14 protein-coding genes are annotated in these 15,664 nt (G+C 63.0%); 5 read left to right on the plus strand and 9 right to left on the minus strand.

Annotated elements, in window-relative coordinates:
• Positions 1 to 3: 3 nt before the first annotated feature.
• The 3 genes from rfbD to PSV33_RS05855 form a co-directional block, all read right to left on the minus strand.
• A complete protein-coding gene (gene rfbD / locus PSV33_RS05845; RefSeq protein WP_300559778.1) occupies positions 4 to 900 on the minus strand; it encodes a dTDP-4-dehydrorhamnose reductase in 897 nt (298 codons plus the stop codon).
• Positions 897 to 2,000, minus strand: a complete 1,104-nt coding sequence (gene rfbB, locus PSV33_RS05850; protein ID WP_300559780.1) for a dTDP-glucose 4,6-dehydratase — start codon at positions 1,998 to 2,000, stop codon at positions 897 to 899. Before rfbB ends, rfbD begins: the two co-directional genes overlap by 4 nt.
• Positions 2,001 to 2,155: 155 nt before the next feature.
• Positions 2,156 to 4,153, minus strand: coding sequence for an SDR family oxidoreductase (locus tag PSV33_RS05855; protein WP_300559782.1), 1,998 nt, complete (start codon positions 4,151 to 4,153; stop codon positions 2,156 to 2,158).
• Positions 4,154 to 4,385: 232 nt separating this feature from the next.
• Between PSV33_RS05855 and PSV33_RS05860 the strand changes: the two genes are divergently transcribed.
• The 4 genes from PSV33_RS05860 to PSV33_RS05875 all read left to right on the plus strand — a co-directional run bounded on the left by PSV33_RS05860 (position 4,386) and on the right by PSV33_RS05875 (position 7,885).
• The gene (locus PSV33_RS05860) at positions 4,386 to 4,910 is read left to right on the plus strand and encodes a phasin family protein (protein WP_300559784.1); all 525 of its coding nucleotides are present in this window, start codon (positions 4,386 to 4,388) and stop codon (positions 4,908 to 4,910) included.
• A 165-nt stretch (positions 4,911 to 5,075) separates the two neighbouring features.
• On the plus strand, positions 5,076 to 6,371 hold the full coding sequence (locus PSV33_RS05865) for a patatin-like phospholipase family protein (protein ID WP_300559786.1): 1,296 nt from the start codon (positions 5,076 to 5,078) through the stop codon (positions 6,369 to 6,371).
• Between the two features lie 37 nt (positions 6,372 to 6,408).
• A complete protein-coding gene (locus PSV33_RS05870; RefSeq protein WP_300559788.1) occupies positions 6,409 to 7,068 on the plus strand; it encodes a TetR/AcrR family transcriptional regulator in 660 nt (219 codons plus the stop codon).
• A gap of 43 nt (positions 7,069 to 7,111) precedes the next feature.
• The gene (locus PSV33_RS05875) at positions 7,112 to 7,885 is read left to right on the plus strand and encodes a hypothetical protein (RefSeq protein ID WP_300559789.1); all 774 of its coding nucleotides are present in this window, start codon (positions 7,112 to 7,114) and stop codon (positions 7,883 to 7,885) included.
• Between the two features lie 76 nt (positions 7,886 to 7,961).
• On the opposite strand, the gene PSV33_RS05880 is transcribed toward PSV33_RS05875, so the two are convergent.
• Genes PSV33_RS05880 through PSV33_RS05905 form a run of 6 tightly spaced genes read right to left on the minus strand, consistent with a single transcriptional unit; the run spans position 7,962 to position 14,274 of the window.
• Complete coding sequence (locus tag PSV33_RS05880; protein ID WP_300559790.1) at positions 7,962 to 9,059, minus strand: M14 family metallopeptidase; 1,098 nt, start codon at positions 9,057 to 9,059, stop codon at positions 7,962 to 7,964.
• On the minus strand, positions 9,056 to 10,252 hold the full coding sequence (locus PSV33_RS05885) for a M20 aminoacylase family protein (protein WP_300559792.1): 1,197 nt from the start codon (positions 10,250 to 10,252) through the stop codon (positions 9,056 to 9,058). Before PSV33_RS05885 ends, PSV33_RS05880 begins: the two co-directional genes overlap by 4 nt.
• Positions 10,253 to 10,268: 16 nt before the next feature.
• A complete protein-coding gene (locus PSV33_RS05890) occupies positions 10,269 to 10,949 on the minus strand; it encodes an HAD family hydrolase (RefSeq protein ID WP_300559793.1) in 681 nt (226 codons plus the stop codon).
• Complete coding sequence (locus PSV33_RS05895) at positions 10,937 to 12,484, minus strand: glycosyltransferase family 39 protein (protein WP_300559795.1); 1,548 nt, start codon at positions 12,482 to 12,484, stop codon at positions 10,937 to 10,939. The genes PSV33_RS05890 and PSV33_RS05895 overlap by 13 nt, the downstream gene beginning before the upstream one ends.
• A gap of 12 nt (positions 12,485 to 12,496) precedes the next feature.
• Positions 12,497 to 13,423 carry a lysylphosphatidylglycerol synthase transmembrane domain-containing protein gene (locus PSV33_RS05900; RefSeq protein WP_300559796.1) on the minus strand — a complete coding sequence of 309 codons (927 nt, stop codon included), beginning with the start codon at positions 13,421 to 13,423 and terminating at the stop codon, positions 12,497 to 12,499.
• Positions 13,420 to 14,274 carry a decaprenyl-phosphate phosphoribosyltransferase gene (locus PSV33_RS05905; protein WP_300559798.1) on the minus strand — a complete coding sequence of 285 codons (855 nt, stop codon included), beginning with the start codon at positions 14,272 to 14,274 and terminating at the stop codon, positions 13,420 to 13,422. Before PSV33_RS05905 ends, PSV33_RS05900 begins: the two co-directional genes overlap by 4 nt.
• Before the next feature lie 114 nt (positions 14,275 to 14,388).
• Here PSV33_RS05905 and argE point away from each other — a divergent pair, with 114 nt between their 5' ends.
• On the plus strand, positions 14,389 to 15,576 hold the full coding sequence (gene argE / locus PSV33_RS05910) for an acetylornithine deacetylase (protein WP_300559800.1): 1,188 nt from the start codon (positions 14,389 to 14,391) through the stop codon (positions 15,574 to 15,576).
• The last annotated feature ends 88 nt before the right edge of the window (positions 15,577 to 15,664 follow it).

The following is a 15,664-nucleotide window of genomic DNA, read 5'->3' on the forward strand; positions in this document are numbered from 1 at the left end:
TCGTCAGATAATTTCTGCCAGCATGCGGGCAACACCTTGCTGCCACGCGGGAAGCTGCAGGTCAAAGCTGGCCTGAAGTTTAGCGGTGTTCAGGCGGGAATTACGCGGACGCATGGCCGGCGTCGGAAAAGCTGTGGTTGGAACCGGGGCCACCGCGGAAGATGGTGCCTTGAGAGCCAAGCCGGATTTCGACGCGTAATCAATGACGAAGCGCGCGTAACCGTGCCATGAAGTTTCACCGGCAGCCGCCGCATGATACGTCCCCGCAAAATCACTCACACCGTCGCGCAGTGCGCTGCGCACCATGTGAGCCGTGACATCAGCAAGCAAATCTGCGCCGGTTGGCGCACCGTACTGGTCATTGATGACAGACAGCTGATCGCGCTCAGCAGCCAGACGCAGCATTGTTTTTGCAAAGTTGCCACCCTTCGCCGCATAAACCCAACTAGTGCGCAAAATCAGGTGCTTCGCGCAACGGGCTGTAATGCGCTGCTCGCCTTCGAGCTTGGTCCGGCCATACACATTGAGCGGCCCAGTTGGGTCGTTTTCTTCCCACGGCTTGCTGCCGGTACCGTCAAAAACGTAATCGGTCGAATAATGAACCAGCCACGCACCGACGGCGCTGGCGGCGTCGGCGAGCGCTCCCGGGGCTTCTGCGTTTACCAGATGTGCGGTCGCCGCATCGCTTTCCGCTTTGTCAACCGCAGTGTAGGCGGCGGCATTGACAATGACATCAGGCCGCACTTGGCGCACTGTGGCGCTGATTCCGGCCAGATCAGCGAGATCACCGCACAAATCCATGCTGCGCCGGTCCAGTGCGATGATTTCACCCAGAGGCGCCAGGCTGCGCTGCAACTCCCAGCCAACCTGGCCGCTTTTTCCAAGAAGCAGGATTTTCATGCGGCGGTCACGCCGGCGTAATGGGCGTCCACCCAGTCCCTGTATACCCCGCTTTGAACATGCGCCACCCACTCTGCGTGGGCCAGGTACCACAGCACAGTCTTGCGTATGCCGGTTTCAAATGTTTCTGCAGGCGTCCAGCCGAGCTCACGCTGGATTTTTCCGGCGTCGATGGCGTAGCGGCGGTCATGGCCCGGGCGGTCCTTGACATAGCTGATCTGCTCACGGTAATGCTTTCCATCGGAACGCGGCCGAAGTTCGTCGAGCAGGTCGCAGACGATGTTCACAATGGCGATGTTGGGCTTCTCATTCCAGCCGCCGACGTTGTAGACCTCGCCCGACTTGCCGGCTTCGAGCACACGGCGGATTGCGCTGCAATGGTCTTTCACGTAAAGCCAGTCGCGCACCTGCATGCCGTCGCCATAGACCGGCAGGGGTTTGCCGGCCAGCGCATTCACAATCATCAGGGGAATCAGTTTTTCGGGGAAATGACAGGGGCCGTAGTTGTTGCTGCAGTTGGTAGTGAGCACCGGCAAACCATAGGTATGGTGGTAGGCACGTACCAGATGGTCGCTGGCGGCCTTGCTGGCGGAATAGGGGCTGTTGGGCTCGTATCGGTGCGTTTCCGTAAAGGCGGCCTCACCTGGTGCAAGTGAGCCGTATACCTCGTCAGTGGAGACATGCAGGAAGCGGAAAGCCGCTTGGTCAACGCCCTCACCCCCAGCCCCTCTCCCGCTTGCAGGCGAGGGGAGCGAATTCCAATAGGCCCGAACAGCCTCCAGCAAGCGGAAGGTGCCCACAATGTTGGTCTGGATGAAATCTTCCGGGCTTGAGATGGACCGGTCGACATGGGATTCGGCCGCAAAATTGATGATGGCGCGCGGCTGGTGCCGCACCAGTAGCTCACCCACCAGCGCGCTGTCACCAATGTCACCTTTGACAAAAATATGCCGCGGATCGTCCCGCAATGTCGCCAGGGTTTCCATGTTGCCGGCATAAGTGAGTTTGTCCAGGTTGATGACCGGTTCGTCGCGCCCGGCCAGCCAGTCAAGAACAAAATTGCCGCCAATGAAGCCCGCGCCGCCCGTAACCACAATCATGAGCCAGTCCCTCTATCTCTCCATACACCTGCGCCGCTTGACGCCCGATTGCATTATGCCTTTGGCGCTCACGCCAACACCTGTCTTCGCCGCCGGCTGCACAAACAAAAAAATCGCTCACCTGGAGCGATTTTTTCGGGCAGTCGCCAGAGCCGTCAGAAATGTATCCCGCGCATCATCTGCTGCAAAGCCACAGCTTCGGGTGACAGCGTCTGCTTCACCGGCTTGTCACCCGGCTTCGCGCCCTTGGCGGCCGATGAGTCAGGGAACATGCGAAAGCTGGTGTTCATGGCGATCTGCGCCACGCGCGGCAACAGCGCGTGCAATACCTGGCCAGCAATACCCAGTCGGGTGGCGATGCGTACCGGCTTGAAGATGCAGGCCTGGGCGACCAGGTCGGCGGCTTCCTCCGGGCTCAGGGTCGGGACGTTGTTGTACAAGCCGGTTGGCGCAATCATGGGGGTGCGCACCAGCGGCATGTTGATAGTGGTAAAGGTGATGCCTTGGTCGGCGAATTCGCTGGACGCGCAACGCGTCCAGGCATCCAGTGCCGATTTGGACGCCACATAGGCCGAAAAGCGCGGCGCATTGGTCAACACACCGATCGAGCTGATGTTAACCACATGGCCCTTGTGTCTGGCGACCATGCCGGGCAAAAATCCCATGGTGACGCGCAGGCAGCCGAAGTAGTTGAGCTGCATGGTGCGTTCGAAGTCATGAAAGCGGTCATAACTGGCTTCGATGGCGCGGCGAATCGACCGGCCCGCGTTGTTGATCAGGAAATCAACGCCACCGTGTTTTTCGATCAGCGTCTGCACAAATCGGTCGCAATCGGCCATGTCGGCAATATCGACCGGGTAGGCGATGAAGTGGTAACCCTTGGCCCGGGCCTCCTTGCAGGCTTCGTCGAGCTTGTCCTGGTCGCGCCCGCAGATGAGGGTGATGGCGCCGGCTTCCGCAAATTTGTGGGCCGCCGCCAGACCGATGCCGGAGGACCCGCCGGTGATCAGCACCACCTTGCCGCTGACGGTACCCTTGAGCGAGCGGTCGATGTGCAGATCGGGGTCAAGGTGACGCTCCCAATAGTCCCACACGCGCCAGGCGTAGTCTTTCAGGTTGGGACATTCGACACCCGAGCCCTTGAGTGCGGCCAGGGTTTCGCGGCAGTCAAAACGCGTGGGGTAGTTCACAAAGGTCAGCATGTCCTCGGGCAGGCCGAGGTCGGCCATGATGGCATTGCGTACGCGGCGTACCGGTGCCAGGGCCATCAGGCTTTTCTTGACACTGCGCGGGATGAAGCCGAGCAGGGCCGCATTGACGAACAGGTTCATCTTGGGCGCATGCGCAGCCCGGCTGAAAATGTCGAGCACATCGCCGACGCGGTAGCCCACCGGGTCGACGAGGTGAAAGCACTTCTTGGCAATGCTGGTCTTGTGACTGATGACGTCCAGCGCATCGACCACAAAATCGACCGGCACAATGTTGATGCGTCCACCTTCCAGGCCGACAGCCGGCATCCACGGCGGCAACAGCTGGCGCATGCGCTGGATCAGCTTGAAGAAATAATAAGGTCCGTCGATCTTGTCCATCTCGCCGGTCGTGCTGTCGCCCACCACCATGGCAGGGCGGAACACGGTCCAGGGCACCTTGCACTCCTTGCGCACGATTTTTTCGCTCTCGTGCTTGGTCATGAAATACGGGTGTTCGTAGTTCTCGGCCTCCTCGAACATGTCCTCGCGGAACACGCCTTCGTACAGGCCAGCTGCGGCGATGGAACTCACATGGTGGAAATGCCCGGCCTCAATGGCCTTGGCGAACTCGACCGTGTGGCGGGTGCCGTCCACATTGACGGCAATCTGGCTTTCCTCGTCGGCACTCAGATCGTAAACAGCCGCGAGGTGGTAGAAGTGGTCGATCTGGCTCTTGAGCTTTTTGACATCGTCGGCCGAGACGCCCAGTTTCTTCGCCGTCAGGTCGCCATGGACAGCCACGGCTCTGGCGGCGCTGACACCCCAATAGTCAAGCAAGGCTTCGACCTTGCCGGCACTTTCCTTGCGGATGAGGAAATACACCGTCGCACCCTTGCGCGCCAGAAGCTTCTTGACCAGCCGTTTACCGATGAAGCCGGTGGCTCCGGTGACGAAATACTGCATTGTGTTCTCCGCAAGACAACTTTGGACCAGCGTCGATTCTTGCCCAAGCCCTGCCCTCTGCCGGTCAGCAGAAACCCGCGATCGGCCTGTTTCCCGTTGTTTTCCAAGAGGGCTGGCTACTGGCGTTTTAGGAGCGAACACCTAAACCTGTACGACCGCAACGCTTATATTTTGCTGTACCCGTCGCCGATGGCGACACCCCCGCCATCCACCTATCGACAGGAGTCTCCCCATGGTCAAGAAACTGCAAAAAATGAGCGCCGACAAAAAATCCGGCCCCCAACTCTCGGGCGCCGTGAAGGAATCGGCCCAGCAGATCTGGCTGGCCGGCCTGGGTGCTTTCTCCAAGGCTCAGGAAGAAGGCGGCAAGGTTTTCGAGACCCTGGTCAAGGAAGGCCTGTCCATCCAGCGCAAGACGCAGGCTGTTGCCGAAGAGAAAATTTCCACCGCCACCAACAAGATGGCGTCCATGGCGACGGACATCACCTCGAAAGCCGGCACCCAGTGGGACAAGCTGGAAAACATTTTTGAAGAGCGTGTCGCCAAAGCCCTGAACAAGCTGGGCGTGCCCTCTGCGAAGGATGTGGATGCACTGATCGCGCGGATCGATGAGCTCAACAAGAATGTGCAGCAGATGGGCGCCAAGTCGGCCGCCCCCAAGGCAGCGCCACGCGCCGCAGCAAAAACCGCCGTCGCGGGAAAAACCGCAGCACGCAAGCCAGCCGCCAAACGTGCGCCGGCTCGCAAGTCGGCCTGACACCTGATGCCTTGAGCCCCAAAAGGACGTTGATGCGTCCTTTTTTTTCGTCCACGCCTCTCCGGAGGATTGCTGCATCGCAGCAAATTCACGAGAACCCCCGGTCTACACTTCCGATCCATGACTTCAGCCAGGCATCCCAGACAGCGTCAACCAGCCACCAAAGTGAATAGAGCGGCTCGGACCGCCACCGCGCCGCGTATCGCTCTGGCCTTGGCCGGCGGCGGGCCGTTGGGCGCGATTTATGAAATCGGTGCGCTGTGTGCGCTCGACGAATCGCTGCAAGGTTTGTCGCTGACCAAATTGCATCACTACGTGGGCGTATCGGCCGGTGGTTTTATCGCGGCGGGCCTGGCCAACGGCATGACACCACGCGAGCTGTGTGCCGCTTTCATTGAAAACGATCACCAAGCCTCCGAAGTGTTCGATCCGGCCTGGCTGATGGTGCCGGCCTACGGCGAATTCTTGCGGCGCAGCATCATGCTGCCCGGCCTGGCGGCGCAAGCCCTGTGGCGCGCCACTGTCGGGCGCAAGCCCCTGCTGAGCGCGCTCGAAAAGCTCGGCCCGGCACTGCCGACGGGCGTGTTCTCCAACGAAGAGGTCGACAGACGCCTGGCCCTCCTGTTTTCCAAGGCGGGGCGAACCAACGACTTCCGCCAGCTCAAGACGCGGCTCACGCTGGTGGCCACCAATCTGGACAGCGGCGACGCCGCGCCTTTTGGCCAGCCTGGCTGGGACCATGTACCGATCTCCAGGGCGGTACAGGCCAGCTCGGCCTTGCCGGGGCTGTTTCCCCCGGTGGAGATCGACAATCACTACTACGTGGACGGTGCGCTGAAGAAAACCCTGCACGCCGGGGTGGCCATGGACGGCGGCATTGACCTGATGTTGTGCCTCAATCCGCTGGTGCCATTTGACGCGACCAGCCCGCCCGGGCTGTCGATGGGGCAACGCGTGATGCAGCGCGGCTTGCCCAGGGAAAGGCAGGGCATCCCGCGCATCGTCGATGGCGGCCTGCCGGCGGTGCTGAGCCAGACCTTCCGTTCCATGATCCATTCCCGACTGGAGCTGGGCATGAAACACTACGAACACGCCTATCCCGACACAGACATTGTTCTGATCGAGCCGGACCACCGCGACGCCGAGCTGTTCCTGGCCAACACCTTCAGTTATGCCCAGCGCCGCCAGCTGGCAGAACACGCCTATCAGAAGACCCGCGACATGTTGCGCTCGCGCAAAACCACGCTCTCGGCCAAGCTCGCACGCCACGGCATCTCGCTCAACCTCAAGGTGCTGGAAGACTCGCGCCGCCATCTGGTCAACGAACGCCCCCCAGCCTCCCGGTTTGGGCGCGCCATCCATTCCCTGGAGGAAATCATGGAGGACCTGAGCCACGCCCTGCAGGCACCTGCGGCCCGTGCCGCCAGACGCTCGACTTCCCTACTTCCAACCCCCGGATGAGTGGGTTAGAGTCGAACAAAAATACGAGGTAGACACCATGGCGAAAAAAGCGCCGCGCCGAACTGCTGAACGCATCCTGGAAGTGACGCTTGATCTGTTCAACCGTTTTGGCGAACCCAATGTCTCGACCACGCTGATCTCGGCCGAGCTGGGCATCAGCCCCGGCAACCTCTACTACCACTACCCCGCCAAAGACGAGCTGATCAACTCCCTCTTTGACCGCTACGAACGCGCCCTGAGCGAGCTGCTCAATGCCAGCGACAGCGTGCGCGATGTCGAGGACGCCTGGTTTTTCATGCACACGCTGTTCGAGCTGATCTGGCAATACCGCTTTCTGTACCGCGATCTCAACGACCTGCTCAGCAAGAACCGGCGGCTTGAGACCCATTTCCAGTGGGTACTGAAAAACAAGACCCGCTCGGTCAAGACCATGCTCGACAGCATGAGCCGGGCCAACACCGTCAGCATCGACTCGCGCGAAGTCGAGGCCACCGCCACCAGCATGGTGGTCGTGCTGACCTACTGGCTGAGTTTTGAATACGTGCGGGATCCGCGCAATGCACTGGAGCCGGAAAACGCCCAGGCGGCCCTGCTGCGAGGTGCGCACCATGTCCTCAACCTGCTGATTCCCTACCTCGAGCAGGGCCAGCGCATGCACTTGCAGGCCCTGGTGGGCGCCTACACCAGCCCGGCCTGACCCCTTCTTTCAGCCGACCAACAATAAATTCAGGAGACGACCGATGCCCAAATGGACTGCCTTCCCTCACGCTGGTGACTATGAATTTGATGCCGCCAGCCTGAAGAAAAACTGGGCCCGACTGCATCAGGGGGACTGCGAGCCCCTGCCCAGGGACGCCGCCGTGCTGCAGGCCTGGGTGCTGTTTCACAATGGCGAATTCCAGAAGGCTGCCGAAGCGGGCCTCAAGGCGGGCGGCGCGGGCATCACCGTGGCCAACAAGGCCACGTCGATCTACGCCAACTACCTCGAGAACAGGGAAAAGACAAAACTCGAGCTGTTCATGGAAGTCGCCCAGCGCGCCGAGGCCCAGCAGGCCGCCGACCCCCAGAACGCCAACGCCTGGTACTGGCAGGCCTACGCTCTCGGGCGCTACAGCCAGGGCATCAGTGTGGCCAAAGCCCTCGCACAGGGTCTGGGCACCAAGGTGAAAAATGCCCTTGAGCAAGCCATCAAGCTCTGCCCCAAACATGCTGACGCGCACATTGCGCTGGCCGCCTTTCATGCCGAGGTGATTGACAAGGTCGGCTCCCTGATTGGCGGCATGACCTACGGTGCCAAGAAAGACGCGGGCCTGTCCCTGTTCAAGGAGTCCCTCAAGCTCAACCCCGGCTCAGCCATCGCCATGATCGAATATGCCAACGGCATGGTGATGCTCGAGGGCGACAAGCGCATGAAAGAAGCCACCAAGCTCTACGAACAGGCCGCCGCCAGCACACCGATGGACGCGATGGAGCGGCTTGACGTGGAGATGGCCAAGGCTGAACTGGAAGACTGAGCCACAAAAAAAGCGCAACCGCTATATTTTTGATAGCTGGTTGCGCCCGCACATCAAGGGCTGAGGCCCGAAAAGACTATGAAGTCAGGCCATCCACCGCCTGGAACAGCGACTCCCGCGCCTGGCTGATGATCTGTTCTTTCCACGCGTCGGTGTCCACGTAAAACGCATCCATCATCTGCTGCTTGATCTGCGCAGCCAGCGCCGGTGGCGCGTCGCGGTGGACATTGAGCCAGTGTTCGGCGCGCAGGGCCTGCATCATCTCGAAGGGAGGCAAGGTGCCGTACTCCATCGCAATGCCGGTGTATTCCGCGTCGGGGCACTCGTCGTAGATCGAGGTCCACATCAGACCCGTCAGGAAGGCCGAGCTCGACGATCCGTCGTAAATCGAGGTCACCGGGGTCGCACCGCCGCCGCCCCACCAGGTGCGTGCCCGGGCCAGCGCTTCCTTGTCATCGCGGCAGGCGCAGATGCGTTCACCAACACCGCTGGGGCCCAGGCCGGTGTGGATGTCAATCCATGCCACGCGACTGGCCTGGCGGGCATAGGTCCGCAACACGTCGCGCAGGGTCTGGTTGCTCCAGGTCGGCGCGGTACCGCCGAAAAACAGGCCCTCGGGAAATTCATGCTGGCCGCGCGTGATGGCCGCCTGGTAGGCATCCATGCCGCGGCTGCCGATGTAGTGGTCGGTGGCCACCTTGTTGTCGTCGTTGGGCGGCCACTGCTCGGGCAGCAACAGCGGCTGCAGTTCGCGGTAGGCCTCGTTGACGGGCAAGGTCTGCGAGAAGTCATGGAAGTTGCGGTTCAGATCCACGTTTTCATGGGTGGTGCGACGGATATGCGAAAAGCCATAAGGGTTGAGCGCATGCACATACAGCACCGCCACGCCCTGCGCCCTGGCCTTGGCGCGCCACTCGGTGTCCTGCAGGGCAGCCACCTGCACGCCGGAGCCGCAATAACCTTCGACGCCATGGCAGGCGCTGGTGAGAATGAGCAGCGAACGGGCATCGGCCGGGCCGTCCAGCACCACGTCCATGGCCAGCACTTCCCCCTCGCGGCCGGCTTCGGGGTGCCGGTGGGAATCGACCTGCAGGCCGGCCGCAGCGGCCGCGGTCAGAAATTTGCCGCGCGCCTCGGCATAAGTGCCGGAAAAAGCTTCAGTGACTACGCTCATGCTGCGTCCCTGGCCAGCCAGCTTTCGCTCAGGCGCACCCAGAAGGTGGCGCCCAGCGGGATCAGGTCGTCGTTGAAGTCATAACTCGGGTTATGCAGCATGCACGGCCCGCCGCCATGGCCCATCTCGCGGTGCGCGCCGTCGCCGTTGGCGATGAAGACATAACTGCCAGGCTTGGCCTGCAGCATGTAGGAAAAGTCTTCGGCTCCCATGGTCGGCTCCTGGGCGATCACGTTGGCCTCGCCCACGATCTCGGCCATCACCTTGCGCGCGAACTCGGTTTCCTTCGCGTGGTTGATGGTGGGCGGGTAGTTGCGCACAAACTCGAATTCGCACTGGGCATCATGGGCCGCGCAGAGGTGCTCGGCGATCTGCTTCATGCGTTTTTCGATCAGGTCCAGCACCTCCAGCGTGAAGGTGCGCACCGTGCCCTGCAGCTCGCAGCTGTCGGGGATCACATTGGTGGCCTCGCCGGCATGGATCATGGTGACTGAAATCACGCCGGCATCCACCGGCTTCTTGTTGCGGCTGATGATGGTCTGGAAGGCCTGCACCATCTCGCAGGCCACCGGCACCGGGTCGATCCCGTTGTGCGGCAGCGCGGCATGGCCGCCCTTGCCGCGAATGGTGATCTTGAACTCATTGCTCGAGGCCATCACCGGGCCGGTGCTGGCGGCAAACTTGCCGACCTGCGTGCCCGGCCAGTTGTGCATGCCGAAGACCGCGTCCATGGGGAACTTGTCGAACAGGCCGTCCTTGATCATCTCGCGCGCACCGCCGCCGCCCTCCTCGGCCGGCTGGAAAATCAGGTAGACCGTGCCGTCAAAATTGCGGTTTTTTGCAAAGTGCTGCGCGGCGGCCAGCAGCATGGCGGTGTGGCCGTCATGGCCGCAGGCGTGCATCTTGCCCTGGGTCTTGCTGGCGTGTTCAAAGGTGTTGAACTCCTGCATCGGCAGCGCGTCCATGTCGGCACGCAGGCCGATGGCGCGGCTGGAGGTGCCGTTCTTGATGATGCCGACCACACCGGTGGTACCCATGCCGCGGTGGATGGGAATGCCCCACTCGGTCAATTTTTGCGCCACCACATCGGCAGTGCGGACTTCTTCGAAACACAGCTCGGGGTGAGCGTGGATATCGCGGCGCACAGCGGCAATGCCAGCGGCCTGGGTGACGATGGAATCAATGACTTTCATGAAAACCTTTGGGTGATCAGGCTCGCCCTGCCGGCCGGTTTCCGGATGGTGGGCGAGCCCAGGGTTGACCTTGGTAGTGCGCATAGTCTGCCAGATTTAGCAGCGGCACGTCGCCGCGCGAATCGCCATAGGCATGCAACACGACCGACTCAGCAGCGACGCCGCGGCCCGCCAGCCAGGCCTGCAGGCGCAGCACTTTTTCCTCGCCGTGGCAGTTGCGCGTCGCCATGCGACCGGTGAGCGTGCCGTCCCGGACCTCCAGCTCGGTGCAGAGCACCGCATCGATGCGCAGTACCTCACCCACACCGTGCAGGTAAATGCCGGGCGAGGCGCTGACGATCACGCAGGCATGGCCCTGCTGCTGGTGCCAGCGCAACCGTGCCAGCGTCTTTTCCTGCCATTGCCGGGGCAGGTAATGCGTTACAAAGTCGGCCGACCAACGCTGGATCTGCGCCGCGCTGCACCCGCCCAGACTGGCCTGCAACAAGCACGCCTTCGCCCGGTGATTGCTGATGAGCCGGCAGGCGTAGGCCGCCAGCCAGGGGCTGCTGCGCAGCACGGCGAGCAGAAACCGCGGCCAGCCCAGGCTGCGGCGCAGGTAGGGAAGCAGGGTGTCGCGCCGGGTGAGCGTGCCGTCGAAATCAAAAGCCGCGACTTCGACGACCGGGGGTTTGCCTGCGGCCCCTATTTCGTGCATCGCACCTGGCCGCACAGGCGCTCGCAGAACGGGCAGCCGGTCATGGGCAACCAGACCGGGATGTTGTAGTAGCGGCTGTAAATGCTGGCCAGCACGCCGGTTTTGTAGGCAGCGTACTTGAAGCCCCGGCCCTCGACCGCGTAAAAGGGCACGCCGTCCTGCGAAAAGCTGAGCACCTGCACGCTGTCGAAGTAAGGCTGATACTCTTCAATGCGCGGCGCGTCCATGCGCAGGATGCGCACGGTTTTCCCCTGGTACAGGGAAAAATCCACCAGCATGTCGTCCTGCCGCGCATGGAAATTGCCCGGGCCGAACACCGGCACGTACTTGCGCAGCGAGTAGCCATAAATCGACGCGGGCGTGTAGGCACTGGCCATCAGTTCCACGCCGGGGGCTGCCACCTGCTGCAGCATCTCGGCGGTTTTGTAGCTGCGGATGATTTGCGGATAAAGCCGGGTGCTTTTCCAGTTTTCGAGCGAACTGGCGTAAAGGCCGGCGACCACCAGCACATGCAGGCCCGCGAACACGGCCATGCCCAGTGCACATGTCTTGAGCTTGTCGCGCGGCAGGGCAAAGGCCAGCAGCGCAAAACCGAAGGGATAAAACGACAGCACCCAGTGCAGTCCCACCACCTTTTTCAGCGACAGCAATGCAAAAAACAGCAGCGGCACGACCACCACGCAGGCCAGCAGCCGTTGCTGCCGCGCAGCGGCGGCCAACGCCCCGCGCTGCTTCCAGGCCAGCCAGGCCGCCACCGGCGTAACCAGGTAGACCAGCATGGCCAGGTAGAGCAGCGGCTTGTTCCAGGCAAAACTCTCGCCTTCGTTCCGGTTGTAGAGGTTGAACATGATGTTCGACCAGCCGTGCGACATGTTGTAGGCAATGTTGATGGCGGGGCCGGGCAAGGCGCACAGCACCAGCAGTGCAAACGCGCCCCAGCGTTCGCGGCGGTAGACCGCGAAATACACGAAATAGGTCAAGCCCAGCACGACAGAAAAGTACTTGGACAGGAAGGCACAACCCAGCGCCAGGCCTGACAACGCGTACAGCCCCCAGGCCGTGCGGTCCATGCGCCCGCGCCGCTCGGCACGCAGCAGCAGGGCCACCGACAGCACCGACCAGAAGATCAGCGGGGTGTCGGTGGTGATCAGCACATTGAGCCAGTTGATCGGGGCCAGCCAGAAAAACAGCACGGCCCAGGCCGCACGCACGCGGTCCAGCGGAGCCAGCGCCCACCCGACCAGGCCGCCGAGGGCCAGCGGCAGCAGGACCACCGGCAGGCGTATCGCCCAGGTGGTGTCGCCCAGCGTCGCGCGCAGCAGCGCAATCAGCCAGCCGACCATGGGCGGATGGTCGTAGTAGCCCCAGTCGGGGTAGACGCCCCACCAGTAGAAAAAGGCTTCATCGCCGGTGATCGGGAAGGTGGCGGAGATCCACAGCCGCAAAGCCAGCGAAAGCGCACCGGCGGCGACCAGCCAGCGCACCAGGAAAGGGGAAAGAAGGGGGGCAGCCGGGGCGGCGGAGCGTTCAAGCATGGGCAGGAAGAATTATCTGAAACTGATGTCGCGAATGGCGGCACTATAGGCCAGCGCCAACGCACCGATGGCCACGGCCAGCCACAGGGTCAGCACCCGGACCAGCACGGTGATGCCCAGCGCCTGCGCCGCACCGGCGCCATGGAGCACCAGGAGGCCGGTCAACAGCGCCTCCATGCCGCCCAGGCCTGCCGGCAACAGGGAAAGCGCGCCGCCGACCATGGCGACGGCATAAAAACCGGCGGCCTGCAACATGCCAATGGACAGGCCCGCCTCACGGCACAGCAGCCAGACGGCCAGGCCCTGCGCGGCCCAGGCCACGCCGGTCAGCGCCAACCAGGTAGCGGGACGGGTCGCCAGGCACTGCCAGGCATCACGCAGCCAGGACAGCCGCAGCAACAGGCGCCGCCGGAACACAAAAAGAAACACCAGCAGGACGAGTGCAGCAACGCCGCTGCCCAGCGCCAGGCGGTAAGCCATCGGGCTGCCCAGCGCCGCCAGCCACCAGGCCACCGGCAGGCACATCAGCAGCAGGCAGAGCAGGTCAGCCAGGCGTTCCGCACCAAAAATCGCCAGGCTTTGCGCGGCGCCCAGCGGATGGCGGGCCAGCATCAGACCACGCGCCGCCTCGCCGATGTTGCCGGGCGTCGGTGTGAAGGTGTATCCCGCCAGGTACAGGCGCAGTCCTTCCGCAAGACCGAGTACACGGCCGTAGCGGGCCATCCACATGCGCCAGCGCAGGCCGCGCAGCAGGTAGTTGAGCAGGCACAGGGCGGCCGCCTGCAGGCCCGCGAGCGAACCCAGCCGCTGCAGGGTCGCCAGGGCGCTGCCTTCGCCAAACACCGCCAGGGCCACCGCATACGCGGTGGCGGCCAGCCCCAGAATCAGCAACAGCGGTTTGAGCGACAGGCGCGGCGCCGGCCCGGCCGGCGGCTTCAAAAGCGGCGCCCCAGAAACACCAGCAGCCAGACCGCCAGCGCCGCCAGAATCCAGGGGTCTCGCACCAGGTCGCGCGAGACGTCTTCACCGCGCCCCCTGTGCACCTGGTAGGCGTAGCGCAACATGGCAAAAACGACAATCGGCACGCTGTAAACCAGCCGGTTGCCGTGCTGCAGTTGCGCTTCGGCGCTGGTGGCAAACAGGCCATAGGTCATGAGGCTGGCCGTCATGGTCACGGCCATGAACATGTCCAGCAGGGCCGGTGGATAGTGATCAAGCACGGCGCGCTGGGCGGTCTCGTCCTGAAAGGTTTCGGCCTTGCGTTTTGAAAACCCCAGGAACAAGGCCACAAACAGGCCCGCCAGCAGTAACCAGCGCGAAGGCGGAATCCCCACCGCCAGGGTGCCGGCCAGCAGCCTGAGCATGAAACCCGAGGCAATGATGGACACATCGACCACCGGCACCTGTTTGAGGCGCAGGGAATAGGCCAGGTTCAGCGCCACGTAGAGGCCCAGCAGCACCAGCAGGGTCACGTTGCCGGCGGCAAAGGCCAGGCCCGCAGCCAGCAGCAGCGCTGCCAGCGCCAGCGCCATGGCGGGCGACACGGCACCGCTGGCCAGCGGCCGGTGGCGCTTGACCGGATGGCGGCCATCGCTGGCGCGGTCCAGCCAGTCATTGAGGATGTAGACCATGCTCGAAAAGCAGCAGAACGCGGCAAAGGCCCTCAGCACCTTGAAGGCCATGGGCCCCTCGCTCCAGCTCTCGCTGAACACCAGCCCGGCGAACACAAAGGCATTTTTCAGCCATTGGTGGGGGCGCATCAAGGTGACGAGGCTGGACAATAAACGCATGGGCAGAAGAAAAGTCGGTTGGGGCGGTCGGGCGGGCAAGCATAGACCACGTGGGCGCGGTCGGGTTCAAGCATAACCGCCTCCGCCGCAGGCGCAATTGGGCCAGAATCAGGCATGACCGCCCCCAACACCCCTCCCCTTTCCGTCCTGTCTGCCCCGGCCCTGGCGCTTGCGCAGACGCTGGTGCGCATGAACACCGTCAGCCGCAACTCCAACCTGGAGTTGATCCATTTTGTGCGCGACACGCTGAAAAAATCCGGCGTGGACAGCCGCATCACCTGGAACGCCGATAAAACCAAGGCCAACCTGTTTGCCACGCTGGGAGAAGGCAAACCCGCCGGCGTGATCCTGTCGGGCCACACCGACACCGTGCCCTGGGACGGGCAGGACTGGTCGGTCGACCCGCTGTCGGCGCTGGTCCGCGACGGCAAGCTGTATGGGCGCGGAAGCGCCGACATGAAAAGTTTCATCGCACTGGCGCTGGCCCAGACGGACTCCTTTTTGAACAGCTCCGCGCCTTTTGCGATTCACCTGGCACTCAGCTACGACGAGGAGGTCGGCTGTTTTGGCGTGCGGGAGCTGGTGGCCGACATGAAGGACGCCGGCATCGCGCCGCTGGCCTGCATCGTGGGCGAGCCCACCAGCATGGTGCCGGCCATCGCCCACAAGGGCGTCTACCGCTACCGCTGCTGCGTGCGGGGCAAGGAAGCGCATTCGTCGCTGACCCCCCAATCGGTCAACGCCATCGAGATGGCCGCGCGGGTGGTGGGCAAGCTGCGCGACATGGCCGAGGGTTTCGAGCGCGACGAGCCGCGCTACGAAGGTTTCGATGTGCCCTTCAGCACCGCCAGCGTCGGCCAGTTCCACGGCGGCATTGCCGACAATGTGGTGCCGCGTGATGCCGAGTTCCGCTACGAATTCCGCGACCTGCCCACGGCCGACGCGGCCGCAATGCAAAAAGAGGTGCTGGCCTACGCCCGGCAAGCGGAACCAGCTATGAAAAAGATAGCGCCGGAGGCCGGCTTCAGCTTCGAGACGATTTGCGAAGTGCCGAGTTTTCTGGGCTCCGCCAGCGACGCGGTGACGCGGCTGGCGCAGCGCCTGAGCGGCGAGTCACGCACCACGCAGGTGGCATTCGGCACCGAGGCCGGCATCTTCAAGAACTCCGGCATTTCCACCGTGGTCTGCGGACCGGGCAGCATCACGCAGGCACACCAGCCCGATGAATTTGTCAGCCTGGAACAGCTCGCACGCTGCGAGGCCTTTTTGCAAGGCCTGGCGGCCACGAGCGAGCTTCGCTAAGCGGCGGGCTTTCGCGCAGGCCGCCACGGAACCGGCTTTGCCGGGCCGCTGGTGGCGCCCCCTTGAGGAAGAGGAAGAGGAAGAGGCA

Source organism: Polaromonas sp. (genome assembly GCF_029945895.1).
In the GTDB taxonomy this organism is placed as follows: Bacteria; Pseudomonadota; Gammaproteobacteria; order Burkholderiales; family Burkholderiaceae_C; genus Polaromonas.

Excerpts from the sequence above, each read along its gene's own strand:
- rfbD (WP_300559778.1), bottom strand. The coding sequence starts at position 900 with ATGAAAATCCTGCTTCTTGGAAAAAGCGGCCAGGTTGGCTGGGAGTTG.
- rfbB (WP_300559780.1), bottom strand. The coding sequence starts at position 2,000 with ATGATTGTGGTTACGGGCGGCGCGGGCTTCATTGGCGGCAATTTTGTT.
- PSV33_RS05855 (WP_300559782.1), bottom strand. The coding sequence starts at position 4,153 with ATGCAGTATTTCGTCACCGGAGCCACCGGCTTCATCGGTAAACGGCTG.
- PSV33_RS05860 (WP_300559784.1), top strand. The coding sequence starts at position 4,386 with ATGGTCAAGAAACTGCAAAAAATGAGCGCCGACAAAAAATCCGGCCCC.
- PSV33_RS05870 (WP_300559788.1), top strand. The coding sequence starts at position 6,409 with ATGGCGAAAAAAGCGCCGCGCCGAACTGCTGAACGCATCCTGGAAGTG.
- PSV33_RS05875 (WP_300559789.1), top strand. The coding sequence starts at position 7,112 with ATGCCCAAATGGACTGCCTTCCCTCACGCTGGTGACTATGAATTTGAT.
- PSV33_RS05880 (WP_300559790.1), bottom strand. The coding sequence starts at position 9,059 with ATGAGCGTAGTCACTGAAGCTTTTTCCGGCACTTATGCCGAGGCGCGC.
- PSV33_RS05885 (WP_300559792.1), bottom strand. The coding sequence starts at position 10,252 with ATGAAAGTCATTGATTCCATCGTCACCCAGGCCGCTGGCATTGCCGCT.
- PSV33_RS05890 (WP_300559793.1), bottom strand. The coding sequence starts at position 10,949 with ATGCACGAAATAGGGGCCGCAGGCAAACCCCCGGTCGTCGAAGTCGCG.
- PSV33_RS05895 (WP_300559795.1), bottom strand. The coding sequence starts at position 12,484 with ATGCTTGAACGCTCCGCCGCCCCGGCTGCCCCCCTTCTTTCCCCTTTC.
- PSV33_RS05905 (WP_300559798.1), bottom strand. The coding sequence starts at position 14,274 with ATGCGTTTATTGTCCAGCCTCGTCACCTTGATGCGCCCCCACCAATGG.
- argE (WP_300559800.1), top strand. The coding sequence starts at position 14,389 with ATGACCGCCCCCAACACCCCTCCCCTTTCCGTCCTGTCTGCCCCGGCC.